Genomic DNA, 17613 nt, shown 5'->3' with positions numbered 1-17613 from the left:
GTAATTGGGTTTACTGGCTGTGTTCCTGCAAAAATTCCATCAGTGCTTTCTGTGCATGCAGGCGATTTTCCGCTTCATCCCAAACCTTGGAAATACGCTCGTCTTCCAATAGTTCAGCGCTGACTTCCTCCCCGCGATGCGCCGGCAGGCAGTGCATAAAAATCGCCCCTTCATTGGCGTGACTCATCAACTCGTGATTCACCTGGTAATTATCGAAAGCCTCGCTGCGTGTCTGTTGTTCCGTTTCCTGGCCCATTGAGGCCCATACATCGGTGGTGATCCAATCGGCACCGCGCACGGCCTCCACAGGGTTATGCACAACCTTCACCCGGTCGCCGGCAGCGGCGACGATATCGGCATCGGGTGCGTAGCCCTGGGGACTGGCGATACGCAGTTCGAAGTCGCACAACCGCGCCGCATTGATATAGGAGTGGCACATATTGTTGCCATCACCTACCCAGGCCACTACTTTGCCCGCGGGGCTGCCGCGGTGCTCGACGAAAGTCTGGATATCGGCGAGCAGCTGGCAGGGGTGGTAACTGTCAGATAGAGCATTGATTACGGGTACCCGCGAGTGAGCCGCGAAGCGTTCCAGGGTCTCGTGACCAAACGTGCGGATCATCACCATGTCGACCATTCGGGAGATGACTCGGGCACTGTCCTCGATGGGTTCGCCGCGCCCCAGCTGGGTATCCCGCGGTGATAGGAATAGGGCGCTGCCGCCCATCTGTGCCATGCCGGCTTCAAAAGAGACACGGGTGCGGGTAGAGGACTTTTCAAAAATCATCCCCAACACTTTTCCGCGAAAAAGGTCGGTGGTAATGCCTTGGTTGCGCAGGGTTTTTAATTCGATAGCGCGCTCGATAATTTGCTTTAGTTCCTCTGCGGAGAGATCCATTAGGGTGAGGAAATGCCTGATCGCCATAAATTGTTCTCCTTTGTGTGCCTCAGACTGCTTGCAGGGTAAATTGTTGAATCAGGGTGCCGATATCAGCGGCCAGCTGCTGGCACTCGCTGTCGGTGAGTGTTAGGGGAGGGAGAAGCCGCACGACATTACCGGCGGTGACATTGATCAGCAACGCCTGCTCTCGCGCCCGCGCCACCAATTCAGCGCAGGGGCGGTCGAGTTCGATACCAATCATTAATCCCAGCCCGCGGATATCCACTATCCCAGGGCAATCGCTCAGTCGCAGGCGCAGGGAGTGCAGTAATTGAGCGCCCAATTTTTCTGCGCGCTCGATCAACCATTCAGCTTCCAGAGTTTCCAGTACGGCAAGGCCGGCGCGGCAGGCGAGTGGATTGCCACCGAAGGTAGAGCCGTGGCTGCCTGCGGTGAATAAGCGAGCGGCTTTACCGCGGGCGAGGCAGGCGCCGATGGGGACGCCATTGCCGAGCCCCTTGGCGGTGGTGAGTACATCCGGCACTATGCCCGCGTGCTGATAGGCAAACATTTTACCGCTGCGGCCGTTACCCGTCTGAATTTCATCCAGCATCAATAGCCAGTCCTGCCGATCGCAGAGTGCACGCAATTTATGTAGATAATCCAGATCGGGTATTCGAATGCCGCCTTCCCCTTGGATTGGTTCCACCAGGATGGCGACGATATTGCTGTGCTGTTGCGCCAGATGTTCAATGGCTTGGACATCATTGAATGGCACCCGCAAAAAGCCCTCGGGTAGGGGGGCGAAGCCCTGCTGAACCTTTTCATTGCCGGTTGCCGTGAGGGTGGCCAGGGTTCGCCCGTGGAATGCCCCCTCCATCACAACAATTTGCGGGGCTGCCAGCCCGCGTTCATTGCCCAGTTTGCGGGCTAATTTGATGGCGGCCTCATTGGCCTCGGCTCCCGAGTTGGAGAAAAATACATTGTCCATTCCCGACAGGAATACGAGCCGGTCGGCCAGCTGTTGTTGGGGCGGAATGTTGTACAGGTTGGAGACATGGAGCAGGGTGTTAGCCTGCTCCTGCAGGGCCTCAGTGACCTTGGGGTGGCAGTGGCCCAGGCCGCATACGGCGATGCCGGAAATGGCATCCAGGTAGCGGTGGCCGCGATCATCCCACACGTAATTTCCCTCGCCGCGGACCAGGGTCAGGGTTCTCTCGCCATAGTTGTGCATGAGTGTGGGGGGGGACACTGAGGCGCCTCCTTTCTTCTTTGGTGTTCAATTCGGTTGTTCAATAGGTTCGATACAGGTCAGGCTCCGCAGAAAATTTTGTTTGATGTGTTTTATTCTGCAAAATATCCTGAATCATCAATGCTACCACAGGCTTTGCGTCGTGTGGCCCTTCTATTTCACTTCTATGAGAGAGAGGGTATACGCGGCGGAGGTGTGGCGCTTATTTTCTGGTCGCGCTCAGTAGCGGGTACTTATTCCCCCCTGCGCTGGGGTACAATGTTCGGCTGTGCGCAATGGCTGGGTGCCGATGCGATACACGTTAATTAATTTTGCTTCCACCACCTGAGGTTTCTCACGCTTATGGATACACTGGAGAACATCAAACAGCAGATCGCTGACAACGCCATCCTGCTCTATATGAAAGGTAGCCCCAACGCCCCCCAGTGCGGCTTTTCCATGCGCGCTTCCCAGGCGATGATGGCCTGTGGCAAGCGCTTTGCCTATGTGGATATCCTGGCCAATCCGGATATTCGCGCGGAATTACCCAAGTATGCCAACTGGCCGACTTTCCCTCAGCTGTGGGTGAAGGGCGAGTTGATCGGCGGTTGCGACATCATTATGGAAATGTATGAAAATGGTGAGCTGAAAACCCTGATCGAAGAGGCATCAGCGGAGAGCGAAGGCGAAGGTTAATTTTCGTTTTTGTCCCAATGTACCTGCCCGGGGAAAGTGGCAGTGCATTGTTGAGAATAAAAAAACCGCAGTTTCAACTGCGGTTTTTTTATGCCTATCTAAGGCACTTTTAGTTACTTGTAGTTACTTGCCAGAGTTGCCGGCCGCAGTTTCCATTTGGGTTTGTAGGTAGTTTTGAATGCCTACTTTGTCGATCAGTTCGAGCTGAGTCTCCAGCCAGTCGACATGTTCTTCTTCGGAGTCGAGAATTTTTTCCAGTAATTCACGGCTGCCGTAATCGCGTACAGACTCGCAGTAAGCGATGGCTTCGCGCAGATCGGGAATCGCCTTGGATTCAATCTTCAAGTCGCACTTGAGCATTTCCTCGGTATTTTCACCGATCATCAATTTGCCCAGGTGTTGCAGGTTGGGGATGCCTTCCAGGAACAGGATACGCTCGATCAGCCAATCGGCGTGTTTCATTTCATCGATGGACTCGTGGTATTCCTGTTTACCCAGCTCTTTCAGCCCCCAGTTGTCGTACATGCGCGCATGCAGAAAATACTGGTTGATCGCTACCAGCTCATTGCCCAGTACTTTATTTAAATGTTCGATAACCTTGGGATCGCCTTTCATAGCTTTTTGCTCCTGTGGCCCTGCGAGCTAGATAACACCCTCAGAGAATTCCTATTTGTTGATTACTTGAAATAAGTAGCAATAAAAAGTCACTAAATTGTGTTAGTCACTTATGTCTGCGGCTGACCGATTTCCCACAATTTATTTTAGGGTGGCAACTGCAATCCGGGCCGAGTTTGCGTTGCGATTTGCGGCAAGTCAAGGGGAAGTTGTTAGCTGCGGAATGCAGAAAAAACACGGTTTTTAACACGAATTTGGCCGAAAATAGCAACGAAAATGATTCTTGTTTAGGTTGCACTGTCAGACTGTCAGCTTTTTTTGAATAGCCGATATTATTTCCTGAATTTGATTGGAATCGGTTTCACTTTTAATAAATGTTTCAATGTCGTTGGCCAGGCGCTCCAGATAATTAAATAACGCGGCTTTGTCTTTTTGCCGTTGGCATACTTCAGCGAGATGGCCCAAAGCGTTCAGCAAGTGGCGCATAAATACTCCATTGGCTCGGCCGTGTTCGACGATCTCATCGAGTGAAGCATCGAGTAGCTGGGCAAATTCCAGTTTGCAGCTGACTAAGCGCAGAGCCCCGGCGGAACCGGTAAAACAGTTTGCCGGTTCCGGTCTCTGCAGCACCGTACCCAGTCCTTCAATGAGGCGGTCGACACAGGAGTAGGCTGTGAAGGGGTCGTTAATGCCGGGGGAAAGTGCGCGCACCGCGATTTGGGATAATTGGCGCATGGAAAAAACAATGTCCTGCTCGGCGGTGGGCAGAGCGCCTATCTGTAGGGCGGACTGCACTTGCGGGATTATCTTTTCCGGGTCGGCGTTTTGGTAAATTCTGCCGATTTGCCCCCAGTTGTGTACGTAGGAGCCGGGGTGGCAACTGATCTGTACACAGCAATTGAATTTTTCCGCAATCGCAATGATTTTTTCCCTGTCGATAATCTGTACGTAGCCACCGCGGGGAGTCGGTACTGCGATCCAGCTCGCCCCCAGCTCCAGGCGCTCAGTATCGAAGTGTTCCCCCTTGTCGGACTCTGCAGAGCTTGGGTACTCCCGGTCGATTGCCTGGTGGAACTCCAGGTTGATCTGATGGGCGATGTTATCTACCTGAATGGATTGCGCCACATTGTGGATGAAATAAACGAGGTAGCCGATGCTGATTAATGTGAGCAGCAGGGCAATTTGAATGGCGAAGCCATAAGTCGTTATGTCGCCGGTCGTTCCCTCGATGCTGCGCATCGTGACCAGCGCATAGACATAGGTGGAGAGGAAAATTCCAAGTGAGCTTTGGGTGCTGCGGTCGCGAATAAAATTTCTGACCAGGTGAGGGCCGAACTGGTTAGAGGCGAGGGTCAGGGCCACCACGGTAATTGAGAATACTGTACCGGCCACTGTAATGGTCGAGCCGGCGATAACAGAGAGCAAGGCGCGTGCGCTGTTGACATCGCGCATATGCAGCCAGTCGAGGGTGGTAATTTGACCGGTTTCAAATAGTGGCAGAGCGCTTAATAGGGCATCCAGTTGACGCATCATGTAAGCGAGCAGCAGCGCCGACAAAATCATGATGAGAGGCACACTCCAAAAACTGGAGCGAAGTTTTTCGTAGAGGTGCAGAAAATGCTTCTTCATGTTCCAAACTGAGCCATTGATGTGCCCTCAGCTTAGAGCATCACGTGTGTGCATCATAGGGCGGCAGGCAAAGTCTGCAGGAGAGGGTTTTAGGAGGTAAGGGCAGAGGAAAGGATTTGGCCGCCACTCAATTTCAATGTGTGGCGGCCGAAAAGGGGAGCTTAACTGGCAGAGTAAAACAGCCCGCTGTTGGCAGCGGTGATCATTCCGGCACCCAGGGTTTCACTGATGATTTCCTTGGTCTGTTCGGCGCAGCGACCACACTGGGAAGAGACACCAAGCTGGCGCCTCAGGGCCTTCACAGAGGTGGAGCCGTCGTAGACAGCCTCTTTGATTTGGCGGTCGGTAATACCTTTACAGATACATACATACATCGTCGTGGCTCTGCTCAATTTCTACTCAATACTAGACTGATGTAAATCCTATTGCAATTGAGAATGAGTGTCAATAAGATTTCCATAAGTTTAAATTTTGAACTGATGGTTTCTTTTTTGTGCGATATGGCAGTGGTTATTTCCTATTTTGAGGCTTGGTTCACGCATAGCTTTTCTGCTATCAGGCTCATTTAAAAAATTTATGGGCCTGTAATAAGTGGATGTGTATCATAGCGGCCCACTATCAATTCCTATTCAATTTATAGCTCTTGCGTATAAATTGAACACTTCACTCTCTTTATCAACAACCCATCATTGGATTGAGGAGGTTTTCATGGCAGTACTGGTAGGCAAGCCGGCTCCGGATTTCACCGCTGCAGCGGTATTGGGTAATGGCGAGATCGTCGATACCTTCAACCTGAAAGAAGCAATCAAAGGTAAGAAGGCGGTAGTTTTCTTCTACCCGCTGGACTTCACCTTCGTATGTCCTTCTGAGCTGATCGCTTTCGACCACCGTTTCGCTGAGTTCGAAAAGCGCGGTGTTGAGGTGATCGGTGTTTCCATCGATTCCCAGTTCTCTCACAACGCATGGCGTAACACCCCGGTGAACGAGGGCGGTATCGGCCCGGTTAAATACACCCTGGTTGCCGATGTTAAGCACGAAATTTGCCAGGCATACGACGTAGAAGCCGACGCTGGCGTCGCGTTCCGTGGTTCCTTCCTGATCGACGAGGAAGGCATGGTTCGCCATCAGGTTGTGAACGACCTGCCACTGGGCCGCAACGTTGACGAAATGCTGCGCATGGTTGACGCCCTGGCGTTCCACCAGGAGCACGGCGAAGTTTGTCCTGCCGGTTGGCAGGAGGGCGATAAAGGTATGAACGCTTCTCCGGAAGGCGTAGCGGCTTACCTGAGCGAGAATGCTGAAAAGCTGTAAGCTCGAAGTCGCTGGGACTAACTAATAGTCCCAATGCAGGAAAAACCGCCGAAAGGCGGTTTTTTCGTTTTAATGAGTGCCAATACGCAGACTTAAGCGGGTGGCATGGGGATTCACACAGGGGCAGTGGTAAGAGACTAGAATTCAGCAGTCAGTCCTGCGTGGCGCCTAAATAGAGTTTTTGCTCGCTGGCTGCTAGTCTTATCTGCATGTACCGGATTGCTTTGGCGGCTCGATTTGCTTATGAGACCTGCAATTCTTTCGAATATCGTCTACCACCTCCGTGCCGGGAAGGCGCGTGTCATTCTTTCACTGCTGCTCCTGTGTGCTGTGGCACTGCCTGCCCGTGCGATGGATATAGACGCCAGGGCCAAGGAGTTTGACCGATACTTCCGCAAGATGATGGCCGGTAAGTCTATTCCAGGTGGCGCCTATGTCATTGTTGATGGCAACCGGGTAGTCGCCATGGACACTTACGGTGTGCGCATACGCGGGAAAAAGGGCAAGGTGGATCGCGATACTGTATTTCGCCTGGCCTCGGTCTCAAAGACCTTTGCCGGGAGTATGGCGACCATTCTGGAGCATGAGGAGCGCTTTAAATGGGATGACAAGGTCATCAACTATGTGCCGGACCTCAGCTTCAAGACGCCGTCACTGTCGCGCCAGCTACAGGTGGAGCATCTGCTCAGCCACTCCTCGGGCTTAACGCCCAACGCCTACGACGATTACCTTGAGAGCAATAAGCCACTCAGCAAGATATTGCCAAAATTTGCCAATATCGATCCGCGCTGTACCCCAGGGAAATGTTATGGCTATCAGAATGTGCTGTTCAGCCTGATTGAGGATGTAATCTTCCAGGCGACGGGAACCACCTTTGCCAAACAGCTGAAGACGCGAATTTTTGTACCGCTGAAAATGCAGAATGCCTCGGTGGGTTGGGAGAGCTTTATGGCCTCCAACAATCGCGCCGCGCCCCACGTGCAAACCGGCAGCGGTTGGCGCCCGGTGAAGGTCGAGAAAGAATACTATTTCGCCGCCCCCGCGGCGGGTGTCAATGCCAGTATCTCGGATATGGCCCAGTGGTTGAAGGCGCAGATGGGCTATTACCCCAAGGTGCTCTCTCCAGCGGTGATTGAGGATATGACCACCGAGCGGGTGTCTACCCAGCGCCATATGCGCCACCGTATTTGGCGGGATTACCTGACACACGCCGGCTACGGTCTCGGCTGGCGCCTCTACACCATCGGTGATGACCGTATTATCTATCACGGTGGTTGGGTGGCTGGTTTCCGTGCGGCAGTAGCCTATTCGGAAAAACTGAAAATCGGTATCGCTATCCTGATGAATGCTGAATCGCGGGTGATTTCTGATATGACCGCAAATTTTGTGATCGATGTGACCGGCAGCAAGGGCAAGGCCGCTACCCTCAAGGCTAAGGCCAGTCGCAAGCGTTAGCTGATCGCCCAATAGTCAGCAATGTTATCCCCTTAGAGCCCCAATTGATGGGGCTTTAAGGGGAAATCCTACTCCTACCAATGCCTCCCCGAGACCTGCTTCCATCCCGCAAAGCCGTACCCAAATGGCGACTAAAAAGTAAGGGCCGATTGAGCCACAGCCGCAAGTTGAGATTCCCTATTTCCGACTTCGCCCTTGAAACCTGTCAGCAGGTCCCAATATTTGCTCCCTGTTCCGATTGACGTGTATGGGGAGACCTACAGATGACCGTTGAGGCCCACAAAGAGAGCCACGGGTTCCAGACAGAAGCCAAGCAACTGCTGCACCTGATGATTCACTCGCTCTACTCCAACAAGGAGATTTTCCTGCGCGAGCTGGTATCCAATGCCTCCGATGCCGCCGACAAACTGCGTTTTGAAGCGCTGTCCAAACCAGAATTATTTGCCGATGATGCGGACCTGCGCATTCGTATCGAGTTCGATAAAGACGCGGGCACCCTGACCATTACCGATAACGGTATCGGTATGAGCCGCGATGAAGTGATCGAAAACCTCGGTACTATCGCCCGCTCCGGCACCTCTGCTTTCATGCAACAGCTTACCGGTGACCAGAAAAAAGACGCACACCTGATTGGTCAGTTTGGTGTTGGTTTTTATTCCGCGTTTATTGTTGCCGATAAGGTGGATGTATTTACCCGTCGCGCCGGCCTCGAAGCCGATCAGGGCGTGCACTGGGAGTGCCACGGCGAAGCCGAATACTCCGTAGAGAATGCGGAACTGCCCCAGCGCGGTACTCGCGTAGTCCTGCACCTGAAAGAAGATGCGAAAGAATTTGCCGATGGCTGGCGTCTGCGCTCCATTATCAAAAAGTACTCCGATCACATTGCTATTCCGGTGGAAATGCTGAAAGAGGAAATGCCGGCGGCAGAGGGTGAGGAAAAAGAAGAGAAGGCACCTGAATTTGAAGCGGTCAATGCCGCTCAGGCGCTGTGGACCCGCCCGCGCTCCGAAGTGAAAGCCGAGGAGTACAAGGAATTCTACAAGCACATTTCCCACGATTTTGACGATCCGCTCAGCTGGAGCCACAACCGTGTTGAGGGTAAGCAGGATTATACCAGCCTGCTGTATATCCCCGCGCGCGCACCTTTTGACCTGTACCAGCGCGATGCGGCCCGCGGCCTCAAGCTGTATGTACAGCGCACTTTTATCATGGACGATGCCGAGCAGTTCCTGCCGCTGTATCTGCGTTTCGTAAAAGGGGTGCTGGATTCCAACGATCTGCCCCTGAACGTTTCCCGCGAAATCCTGCAAAAAGATCGCAATACCGATGCGATCAAGAATGCGCTGACCAAGCGCGTATTGGATATGCTGGAAAAGCTGGCCAAGAAGGATGGTGACGAATACCAGAAATTCTGGGACCTGTTTGGCAATGTGCTGAAAGAGGGGCCGGCCGAGGACTTCTCCAACAAAGAGAAAGTGGCCAAGCTGCTGCGTTTCGCCACTACCCATACCGATACCGACAAGCAGGATCAATCCCTGGAAAATTATGTCGGCCGCATGAAAGATGGCCAGAAGGCGATCTACTACGTGTGCGCAGACAATTTTGCCACCGCGAAATCCAGCCCCTACCTGGAAGTATTCCGCAAGAAAGGTATCGAAGTTCTACTGCTTACCGATCAGGTAGATGAGTGGTTCGTGGGCCATATGAACGAGTTCGATGGCAAGCCGTTCCAGGATGTGGCCAAAGGCGCGCTGGATCTGGGCGAAGCTGAGAGCGAAGAGGACAAGGCCGAGCGCGAGAAAGTCGAGAAAGAATCCGGTGCGCTGGTTGAACGCGTACAGTCTGTTCTGGATAGCCGCGTTGAATCCGTGCGCGCTACCACTCGCCTGGTGGACTCGCCGGCGTGTCTGGTAGTGAGCGAGCAGGATATGGGTCCGCAAATGCGCCGTATCCTCGAGCAGGCCGGTCAAGCGGTACCGGAGGCCAAGCCGATTTTTGAAATCAACCCATCGCACCCGCTGGTACAGCGCCTGGATCAGGAGCAGGATGAGGATCGCTTTGCCGATCTCACCAATATTCTGATGGACCAGGCTAACTTGGCGGCGGGCAACCAGCTAACAGATCCAGCCGACTATGTGCGTCGCCTGAATACTCTGCTGCTGGAAATGCACGGCTAAGTTTTAGTCTGTTGCTACAGGCTTCTACTCCTAGGAGCCTGGCGCGGTGGTTTTTTCCTGAACCCCCCGCGCCTTATTTCTACGGCCCCAGTGGAACAGCCCGGTTGTGGAACCGGCAGCTTGCCCCGCTGGGGCCGTTTTCCGTTTTTGGCGTATTATTTTGTAACTTTACGCGCAAGATCCTGAAAGTTGAACCCATTGGGCTGAGCGGGTCATAGCTCTATAATCCCTGCCCTCGAGAAGCTTTATCGGTATCAATATGCAAAAGGAAACTTCCAACCCTCTCTCCATCGCTGTATTGGGCGGCGGTAGTTTCGGTACGGCTATTGCCAACATTGTCGCGGGTAATGGTCACGACACCCGCCAGTGGATGCGGGATTCGAAGAGTGCGGAAGCCTGTCGGGAAACCCGTGAGAACAGCAAATATTTGCCCGGAGTGGCTCTGCATCCCGAGCTTTGCATCAGCAGTGACCTGCAAGAAGTCGTGCAGGGTTGCAACATTGTCTTTGTCGCCATCCCCAGTAAGTCTTTCCGTGAAGTGGTGCGCCGTGTAGCCCCGCTGTTGAAACCGGGCACCATGTTGATCTCCACCACTAAGGGGATTGAGCATGACAGCTTCCACTTGATGAGCGATATCCTGCGCGAAGAGACCCAGGGGATGCGCGTGGGGGTGTTGAGCGGGCCCAATTTCGCCAAGGAAATTGTCGCAGGGCACTACACCGCAACCGTGGTTGCCAGTGAAGATGAGGCCCTGTGCAAGGATATCCAGTCCGCACTGCACTCTGAAACCTTCCGTGTCTACTCCAGTAACGATGTGTTTGGCGTGGAGCTGGCGGGGGCACTGAAAAATATTTATGCCATTGTCACCGGTATGGCAGCGGCCCTGGACCGCGGGCAAAATACCATCAGCCTGCTGATTACCCGTTCTCTCGCAGAGATGATGCGCTTTGCCGAGGCTATGGGGGCAGACCCTATGACGTTTATCGGCCTTGCCGGCGTTGGCGATTTAATCCTGACCTGTTCCTCCGACCTCAGCCGTAACTACCGGGTAGGCTATCTGGTGGGCAAGGGCAAGCCTTTGGATCGTGCTGTCGCGGAAATCGGTCAGGTTGCCGAAGGGGTGAATACGGTTCGTCTGATTAAAAAGAAAGCGGATGAAATGGGCGTCTACATGCCCTTGGTTTCCGCAATTCACGCCATATTATTTGAAGAGCGACCGATTCCAGAGGTAATTCGTAATTTAATGTCGGGCGCACAAACTTTCGATGTGGCCTACTCGGCCAAGCCTTGATGGAAGCCCCTTATGAAAAATGATGACTTAAAACGCAACCTGACTTCCGGCAACCAGTGGGTGCGGCTGATCTACATGGTGCTGTTCGCAATTTGCTTACAGATTGCCAGTTGGGTGCTGCTGGCGGTGATTGTACTGCAGTTCCTGTTTTCGATTATCGGCGGCAGTGCCAACGACAATTTGCGCCGCTTTGGCGATCAGCTCGCCTCCTATATTTATCAGGCGATACAGTTTCTGATTTACAACTCTGAGGAAAAGCCTTTTCCTTTTGCCGAATGGCCGGAATCCGAGGTGGATGATTTATCCGGTTACGAGGGGGCGCAAGAGGTTAATGCTGAGGTTGTGGCTTCCGAGGATGATAAAGAGCCCGCTAAAAAAACTGAGCCCGAGCCAAAAAAGGAAGAAGAGGCCGAAGAGGCGATTATCCTCGGGAGCGATGATAATAGGCCTGAGCTGGTAGAAGAGAGCGCGGAAGAATCTACCGCACCTCTCAATGATCAGAAGGGCGAGTCTGACAAGCGCAGTGACAAACACTAAAGGGGCTAAGGCAAAATCCATGGAACTGTTTATCCTGCGCCACGGCAAGGCTGAGCCCATGTACGGTAACGATGCCGACCGCGCGCTTACTGAGCGCGGCCGAAAGCAGGTGGCGCAGGTATGCAAAGAGCGCGCTGAGGAGTTGTCCTCGGTGCGTGCTATCTGGGCGAGCCCTTTCGTGCGCACCCAGCAAACCGCCGATATTGTCGCCGCTCACCTGGGGCTGCCGGTTGTCACCGAGCCTCTGCTGATTGGCGATACCGACCCACAGCAGCTGCTCGACAGACTTCAAGAGCACCAGGCTGATAGCTTTCCCCTTCTTCTGGTGAGTCACCAGCCGCTGGTGGGCAGCTTGCTGAATGACCTCTGCGGCAGCGGCAACCAACACCCCATGGGCACTTCCAGTCTCGCCTGTGTGAGCTCGGAAGTGTGGGCCAATGGTTGTGCCGAACTGCAGTGGTTACAGCACGCGGGCTAACTGTTTTCCACGCCGGTTTCTCTCTCGGTCGGCCTATTGCACCCAAATCCCCACATGGCTGGCGTTAACTGTCATTGCCCGCAGGCCCCAGGGCCTGCACCATCTGTTTCTTTATTCTTAGTTTTCTCCTGGAATCAGCGCGCATGAAGCAAGCCGCCCCCCGCGAAATCAGCCTGGAATTTGACAGTAAGACCATTGCCGCGAGGCAGTGGGGGGATGGCACTGGGGAGCCGGTATTAGCCCTGCATGGTTGGCTGGATAATTGCGCCAGCTTTGACCGTTTGGCACCGCTGCTAGAGGGTATTAATTTGGTCGCCATGGATATGGCCGGCCATGGGCGCAGCTATCATCGTTCTCCTCACGCCAATTACAATATTTGGGAGGAGGCTGAGGACATTATTGGTGTCTCCGAAGCCCTGGGCTGGCGCAATTTCTCCTTATTGGCCCATTCCCGTGGTGCTATCGCCAGCGTGATAACCGCCGGGGCTTTTCCCAAGCGCATCAAGCGCCTGGCCCTGATCGACGGACTGGTCCCCCCAGCAACGAAAGATAACGAGGCGCCAGATATTCTTGCCAAGGCTATCGCCCAGCGCGCCCGCTACAGTCAGCGCAGAGCAAAGGTCTATCCCACTTTTGAAGCGGCGGTGGAAGCGCGTATGAACGGCATGTTCCCCCTGTCCGAATGGGCGGCGCGCGCTCTGGCCGAGCGGGGGACCCTGCCGCTTGAGGGCGGTTACACCTGGAGCAATGACCCGCGCCTGATGGCGGCTTCTTCTGCCAAATTGAACGAGGCGCAGGTGCGTGCTTTCCTGTCGCGCCTCAGCATGCCGGTGCACCTGGTACTGGCGGAGGAGGGGATTGCCAATATGATTGAGCGGCTGCGCCCGGTATTGGAGAGTTATAAAAATATCGAGGTCAGGGAAATACCTGGCGGCCACCATTTGCATATGGAGGACGGCGCCGAGGCCATAGCCGAATGGTTTGGGCCTTTCCTGCGTGGTGAGGCTGACTAGTGTCAACAGCCCCTAGTCCCTAGCCCCTAGAAAGGTACACGCTTGGAGTAACAGCTGGGGTCCATTTCACGAACTTCCACCGATACAGCTGGCACTCCATCGGCAAACTGGCACAGGCAGTTAAACACCGCGGAACTCAGTGCTTCCCGCTCCCGCTTATCGCGGCCTGCCAACAGGCGAATTTCAGCGTGGATAAAACTATCGCCATGCTCACCGGCTATAAACTGGTCATAGGCCTTGGCGCGGGTCTTAATGGTATGCGAGGCGAACAAGCCGGAGCTGTGCATCGCCTCTTGAGCCGAGCTGATCAGGGCGGCGACAGAAATCCGATCTTCCAGGTTTTTAGCGTACTCAATAACCAGATGGGGCATGGTAATTCACTCCGGAATACGGGCGACCCCAGCAGGGGCCGCGCTGTTCTGGCTTGTAGCCTTAAGGGCGGCTAATCAGGGAAAGAAATTCGTTGCGTGTGGCCTGGTTCTCGCGGAAGGTGCCCAGCATTGCCGAGGTCTTCATCACGGAGTTTTGCTTTTCCACACCGCGCATCATCATGCACATGTGCTTCGCTTCAATAATAACGCCGACACCGGCGGCGCCAGTGACGTCTAAAAGGGTCTCGGCGATCTCGACGGTGAGTTGTTCCTGGATCTGTAGGCGGCGTGCGTACATATCGACAATACGCGCTACTTTGGATAGGCCAACAACCTTGCCATTGGGAATATAGGCTACATGAGCGCGACCGATAAACGGCAGCAGATGGTGCTCACAGAGGGAGTAGAGTTCGATATCCTTGACCAATACCATCTCGCTACAGTCGGATGGGAAGAGTGCATCATTGACCACATCTTCCACAGTCTGTTTGTAGCCGCGGGTCAAGTATTCCATGGCCTTTGCGGCGCGCTCAGGGGTATCTTTGAGCCCTGGGCGTTGCAGATCTTCGCCAATTGCTTCAATAATTCGCGCGTAGTGTTCGTTCATGCTGCTCTTTCCAACATCTCAGCCCGAGGGGCGGGTGCGCTACCCTAAGCGTTTGTAACCCGAGAGTAAAGATCCGCGCGGACCTAGGGGCCTACTGACACCAATTTGATAGCCTCTGCCAGAGGCCATTGTTAGCTTGGGAAGGCAAAAGGAGTGAAACCTAATCACTCACCATAAACGACCGATAATGCAGTTGGGCGGAAAATGGCCTAGGCCCTTCGGGTTGCAGCTATAAAAGCGCCACTCAGTGTTACTCGTCGCTTATTTGGAACAACCAAACTACACTCCTCGTGCCTTGATTGGCGCTTCTATAGCCACAACAGAGGCTAGCCAATTAGTGACAATAGGCCCTGATGAGATACATAGTACTTAAGGATAGATTCAATGATAGAAAGGCGTGAATCCAGCCTGCACGAGCTGACCACGGTTTTGGACTATATCCGCTGGGGAGCCAGCCGTTTTAGCGAAGCAGGCCTCTGGTATGGTCACGGCACAGACAATGCCTGGGATGAGGCGGTATTGCTGGTAACCCACGCGCTGTACTTACCGCCCTATAGCAAGCAGGAAATCCTGCATGCGCGCTTGACCATGGAGGAGCGGCGGGACGTACTCACGCTCCTTGAGCGGCGCTTTACCGAGCGTCTGCCGGCGGCTTATTTGACCAATGAAGCGCACTTCTGCGATATGACTTTTTATGTGGATGAGCGAGTGCTGGTGCCGCGCTCTCCCATAGGCGAAATGATCCGCCACAATTTCGAGCCCTGGCTCAATGTGGAGCCGCTGGCAATCCTCGATCTTTGTTGTGGCAGTGGTTGTATCGGGCTCGCCTGTGCAGAGGCTTTCCCTGAGGCCAGAGTGGACCTGAGCGATATTTCAGAAGGTGCCATTGAGGTGGCGCAGATTAATATCAACCGTCACCAACTCAACGAGCGTGTGCGGGCCGTGCAGTCGGATCTTTTCAGTGGTTTGCAGGGCATGAGTTATGAGCTGATCGTTTGCAATCCCCCCTATGTGGATGCCCGCGATTTAGCGGAGATGCCGAAAGAGTACCTGGCTGAGCCGGAAATTGCCCTGGGCTCCGGTGAAGATGGCCTGGATTTTACCCGCCGTCTGTTGTGCGAGGCCGCCAATCACCTACAGCCGGAAGGTCTGCTGGTCTGTGAGGTGGGCAACAGCTGGGAAGCTCTGGAGCAAGCCTTCCCGGAAGTGCCATTTATGTGGCCTGAGTTTGAGGACGGTGGCCACGGGGTATTTGTCATTAGTCGCGAAGAGTTGCTCGCCTACCAAAGCCACTTTGAAAAAGAGTAATTCTTTTTGTGTGCCCGGCAAATGCTATTGCCGGGCTTTCTGTTAGGGACACATACCTGCAGCAATTGTGCTTTTTGCCATGAACTCCGCGCGCGCCAACGAGATCCTTTATAATGCGCGGTTCTCCGCAAAGCCAACCGCTGTTAATTCACCAACTGTTATCTGGAAAAGTCGCATATGTCGGGCAATACCTTTGGCAAGCTGTTCTGCGTCACCACCTTTGGCGAGAGCCATGGCCCAGCCCTGGGCTGTATTGTTGATGGCTGCCCTCCGGGGTTGGAGATCAGTGAGGAGGAGATCCAGTTGGAGCTGGACCGCCGAAAGCCAGGGACTTCCCGCTATACCACCCAGCGCCGTGAGCCGGACCAGGTGAAAATTCTCTCTGGTGTTTTTGAAGGAAAAACCACCGGTACACCTATCGGCCTGTTGATTGAAAATACCGATCAGCGCTCCAAGGACTATGGCAATATCGCCGAACAGGTACGCCCGGCGCACGCCGATTACACCTACTGGCAAAAATACGGTATCCGCGACTACCGCGGTGGCGGCCGCTCCTCTGCGCGGGAGACCGCCATGCGTGTTGCGGCCGGAGCCATTGCCAAAAAATGGCTAAAACAGAAATACGGTATTGAAGTGCGCGGTTACCTGTCCCAGTTGGGGCCGATTAAGGTGCAAAAACTGGATTGGGAGCAAGTCGAGCAGAACCCATTCTTCTGCCCCGATGCCGAACGAGTACCCGAAATGGAAGCCTATATGCAGGCGTTGATCAAAGAGGGTAACTCCATCGGCGCGCGCATCTCAGTACATGCCAGCGGCGTCCCCGCCGGGCTGGGTGAACCGATTTTTGATCGTCTGGATGCAGACCTGGCTCACGGCCTGATGAGCATCAACGCAGTAAAAGGAGTGGAAATTGGAGCTGGCTTTGACTGTGTGGAGCAAAAGGGCACCGAGCATCGCGATGAGATTACTCCTGAAGAGGGTTTTCTCTCCAATAATGCCGGCGGCATCCTCGGCGGTATTTCCAGTGGCCAGGATATCGTTGCCCATATTGCCCTGAAACCCACTTCCAGCTTGCGCATCCCGGGCCGTAGTATCGATCGTTCCGGCAATGCTATTGAGGTGATTACCAAAGGTCGCCACGATCCCTGTGTGGGTATTCGGGCAACACCAATTGCTGAGGCAATGATGGCTCTTGTGTTAATGGACCACACTCTACGCCACCGGGGTCAGAATGGAGATGTGACTCCCGGCTGATTTGCTACTAAACAGCAGTCTTTCTAACAAGGTACCGGCGAAGGCCGGTATTCAGAATCCTCTAAATTACAGCACAGCCTGAAAACGTTGCATTTGCAACTCAGTAATCTCAGCCAAATATCCAGGGCAAGTCTCCTCAACTTTGTGATTACTACGAAGGCGATCAAAAGGGCTTAAAACCCCTTTATCACCACGATTTACTACATGGGTATAAATCTCAGTAGTGCTGATGTCAGAGTGCCCTAATAATTCCTGAATAGTACGCAGATCGTAACCTGCTTCGAGTAAATGTGTGGCAAAGCTATGCCGAAAGGCATGGCAGCGTGCTGGTTTGTTGATTCCAGCCTTACCCACAGCGGTACTTACTTGACGTGTCAATGTGGACGAGTGCATATGGTGTCTTCGGTAGATACCTGATCGAGGGCACTTACTAATAGTGGTTGAAGGAAACAAGTATTGCCAAGCGAGTTGTTTGGCAGCATTAGGGTATTTTCGGTCGAGTGCATCCGGTAGGTAAACCAAACCGTAGCCGGCCAGTAAGTCCTGTTGATGAAGGAGAGATACACACTGAACTTGACGTTCTAAACCTGGGATTACTCCCTGCGGAAGAAGGGTAGTTCGATCTTTATTTCCTTTTCCGCCGCGGACAAAAATATTTTTACTGCCAAAGTCCACATCTTTTATTCGGAGAGATAGTAGTTCGGCACTACGGAGCCCTGAGCCATACATTAGCTCTATCTGTAATTTGAAGACTCCCTGT

Annotated in this window: 18 protein-coding genes and 1 pseudogene; 11 read left to right on the top strand and 8 right to left on the bottom strand. The window is 53.6% G+C overall.

The window, feature by feature from the left end; genetic code table 11:
- Nucleotides 1-10: 10 nt before the first annotated feature.
- A complete protein-coding gene (gene argF, locus FIU95_RS14450; protein WP_152454437.1) occupies nucleotides 11-925 on the bottom strand; it encodes an ornithine carbamoyltransferase in 915 nt (304 codons plus the stop codon).
- A gap of 22 nt (nucleotides 926-947) precedes the next feature.
- Nucleotides 948-2132, bottom strand: a complete 1185-nt coding sequence (locus tag FIU95_RS14445) for an aspartate aminotransferase family protein (RefSeq protein WP_216646253.1) — start codon at nucleotides 2130-2132, stop codon at nucleotides 948-950.
- 120 nt (nucleotides 2133-2252) lie between these two features.
- Here FIU95_RS14445 and FIU95_RS14440 point away from each other — a divergent pair, with 120 nt between their 5' ends.
- Together FIU95_RS14440 and grxD are read left to right on the top strand one after the other, a co-directional pair.
- A complete protein-coding gene (locus FIU95_RS14440) occupies nucleotides 2253-2441 on the top strand; it encodes a hypothetical protein (RefSeq protein WP_152454436.1) in 189 nt (62 codons plus the stop codon).
- Between the two features lie 33 nt (nucleotides 2442-2474).
- Entirely contained in the window at nucleotides 2475-2807 is a 333-nt protein-coding gene (grxD, locus tag FIU95_RS14435; protein WP_152454435.1) for a Grx4 family monothiol glutaredoxin, read from the top strand.
- Between the two features lie 123 nt (nucleotides 2808-2930).
- Here the strand turns inward: grxD and bfr are convergent, their stop codons facing one another.
- The 3 genes from bfr to FIU95_RS14420 all read right to left on the bottom strand — a co-directional run bounded on the left by bfr (nucleotide 2931) and on the right by FIU95_RS14420 (nucleotide 5443).
- Nucleotides 2931-3422 (bottom strand): bacterioferritin, encoded by a 492-nt coding sequence (gene bfr / locus FIU95_RS14430; RefSeq protein WP_152454434.1) that lies wholly within the window; start codon nucleotides 3420-3422, stop codon nucleotides 2931-2933.
- 300 nt (nucleotides 3423-3722) lie between these two features.
- Nucleotides 3723-5051 carry a DUF2254 domain-containing protein gene (locus FIU95_RS14425; protein ID WP_152454433.1) on the bottom strand — a complete coding sequence of 443 codons (1329 nt, stop codon included), beginning with the start codon at nucleotides 5049-5051 and terminating at the stop codon, nucleotides 3723-3725.
- Between the two features lie 161 nt (nucleotides 5052-5212).
- Nucleotides 5213-5443, bottom strand: a complete 231-nt coding sequence (locus FIU95_RS14420) for a bacterioferritin-associated ferredoxin (protein ID WP_371416924.1) — start codon at nucleotides 5441-5443, stop codon at nucleotides 5213-5215.
- Nucleotides 5444-5759: 316 nt separating this feature from the next.
- On the opposite strand from FIU95_RS14420, the gene FIU95_RS14415 reads away from it, so the two are divergent.
- The 7 genes from FIU95_RS14415 to FIU95_RS14385 all read left to right on the top strand — a co-directional run bounded on the left by FIU95_RS14415 (nucleotide 5760) and on the right by FIU95_RS14385 (nucleotide 13313).
- Complete coding sequence (locus FIU95_RS14415) at nucleotides 5760-6362, top strand: peroxiredoxin (RefSeq protein ID WP_152454432.1); 603 nt, start codon at nucleotides 5760-5762, stop codon at nucleotides 6360-6362.
- Nucleotides 6363-6605: 243 nt separating this feature from the next.
- Nucleotides 6606-7817, top strand: a complete 1212-nt coding sequence (locus tag FIU95_RS14410; RefSeq protein ID WP_152454431.1) for a serine hydrolase — start codon at nucleotides 6606-6608, stop codon at nucleotides 7815-7817.
- Between the two features lie 263 nt (nucleotides 7818-8080).
- Nucleotides 8081-9994 (top strand): molecular chaperone HtpG, encoded by a 1914-nt coding sequence (htpG, locus tag FIU95_RS14405; RefSeq protein WP_152454430.1) that lies wholly within the window; start codon nucleotides 8081-8083, stop codon nucleotides 9992-9994.
- Between the two features lie 259 nt (nucleotides 9995-10253).
- Nucleotides 10254-11285 carry an NAD(P)H-dependent glycerol-3-phosphate dehydrogenase gene (locus tag FIU95_RS14400; protein WP_152454429.1) on the top strand — a complete coding sequence of 344 codons (1032 nt, stop codon included), beginning with the start codon at nucleotides 10254-10256 and terminating at the stop codon, nucleotides 11283-11285.
- Between the two features lie 12 nt (nucleotides 11286-11297).
- Entirely contained in the window at nucleotides 11298-11822 is a 525-nt protein-coding gene (locus FIU95_RS14395; RefSeq protein WP_152454428.1) for a DUF4389 domain-containing protein, read from the top strand.
- A gap of 19 nt (nucleotides 11823-11841) precedes the next feature.
- Nucleotides 11842-12300: a phosphohistidine phosphatase SixA gene (sixA, locus tag FIU95_RS14390; RefSeq protein ID WP_152454427.1), complete on the top strand. Its 459-nt coding sequence runs from the start codon at nucleotides 11842-11844 to the stop codon at nucleotides 12298-12300.
- A 143-nt stretch (nucleotides 12301-12443) separates the two neighbouring features.
- Nucleotides 12444-13313 (top strand): alpha/beta fold hydrolase, encoded by an 870-nt coding sequence (locus FIU95_RS14385; RefSeq protein ID WP_152454426.1) that lies wholly within the window; start codon nucleotides 12444-12446, stop codon nucleotides 13311-13313.
- 26 nt (nucleotides 13314-13339) lie between these two features.
- Here the strand turns inward: FIU95_RS14385 and FIU95_RS14380 are convergent, their stop codons facing one another.
- A complete protein-coding gene (locus tag FIU95_RS14380) occupies nucleotides 13340-13684 on the bottom strand; it encodes a 5-carboxymethyl-2-hydroxymuconate Delta-isomerase (protein ID WP_152454425.1) in 345 nt (114 codons plus the stop codon).
- 61 nt (nucleotides 13685-13745) lie between these two features.
- Nucleotides 13746-14291, bottom strand: a complete 546-nt coding sequence (gene folE, locus FIU95_RS14375; RefSeq protein ID WP_152454424.1) for a GTP cyclohydrolase I FolE — start codon at nucleotides 14289-14291, stop codon at nucleotides 13746-13748.
- Nucleotides 14292-14675: 384 nt separating this feature from the next.
- Here folE and prmB point away from each other — a divergent pair, with 384 nt between their 5' ends.
- Together prmB and aroC are read left to right on the top strand one after the other, a co-directional pair.
- A complete protein-coding gene (prmB, locus tag FIU95_RS14370) occupies nucleotides 14676-15599 on the top strand; it encodes a 50S ribosomal protein L3 N(5)-glutamine methyltransferase (protein ID WP_152454423.1) in 924 nt (307 codons plus the stop codon).
- Between the two features lie 177 nt (nucleotides 15600-15776).
- Nucleotides 15777-16853 (top strand): chorismate synthase, encoded by a 1077-nt coding sequence (aroC, locus tag FIU95_RS14365; protein ID WP_152454422.1) that lies wholly within the window; start codon nucleotides 15777-15779, stop codon nucleotides 16851-16853.
- A 66-nt stretch (nucleotides 16854-16919) separates the two neighbouring features.
- Here the strand turns inward: aroC and FIU95_RS14360 are convergent.
- Nucleotides 16920-17606: pseudogene (locus tag FIU95_RS14360) on the bottom strand (integron integrase); the annotation flags it as partial.
- Nucleotides 17607-17613: the final 7 nt, after the last annotated feature.

The sequence above is a fragment of the Microbulbifer sp. THAF38 genome (assembly GCF_009363535.1).
Taxonomy (GTDB): Bacteria; Pseudomonadota; Gammaproteobacteria; order Pseudomonadales; family Cellvibrionaceae; genus Microbulbifer.
The sequence above is the reverse complement of the archived record's forward strand: the minus strand, read 5'-3'. Positions and strand labels throughout refer to the sequence as shown.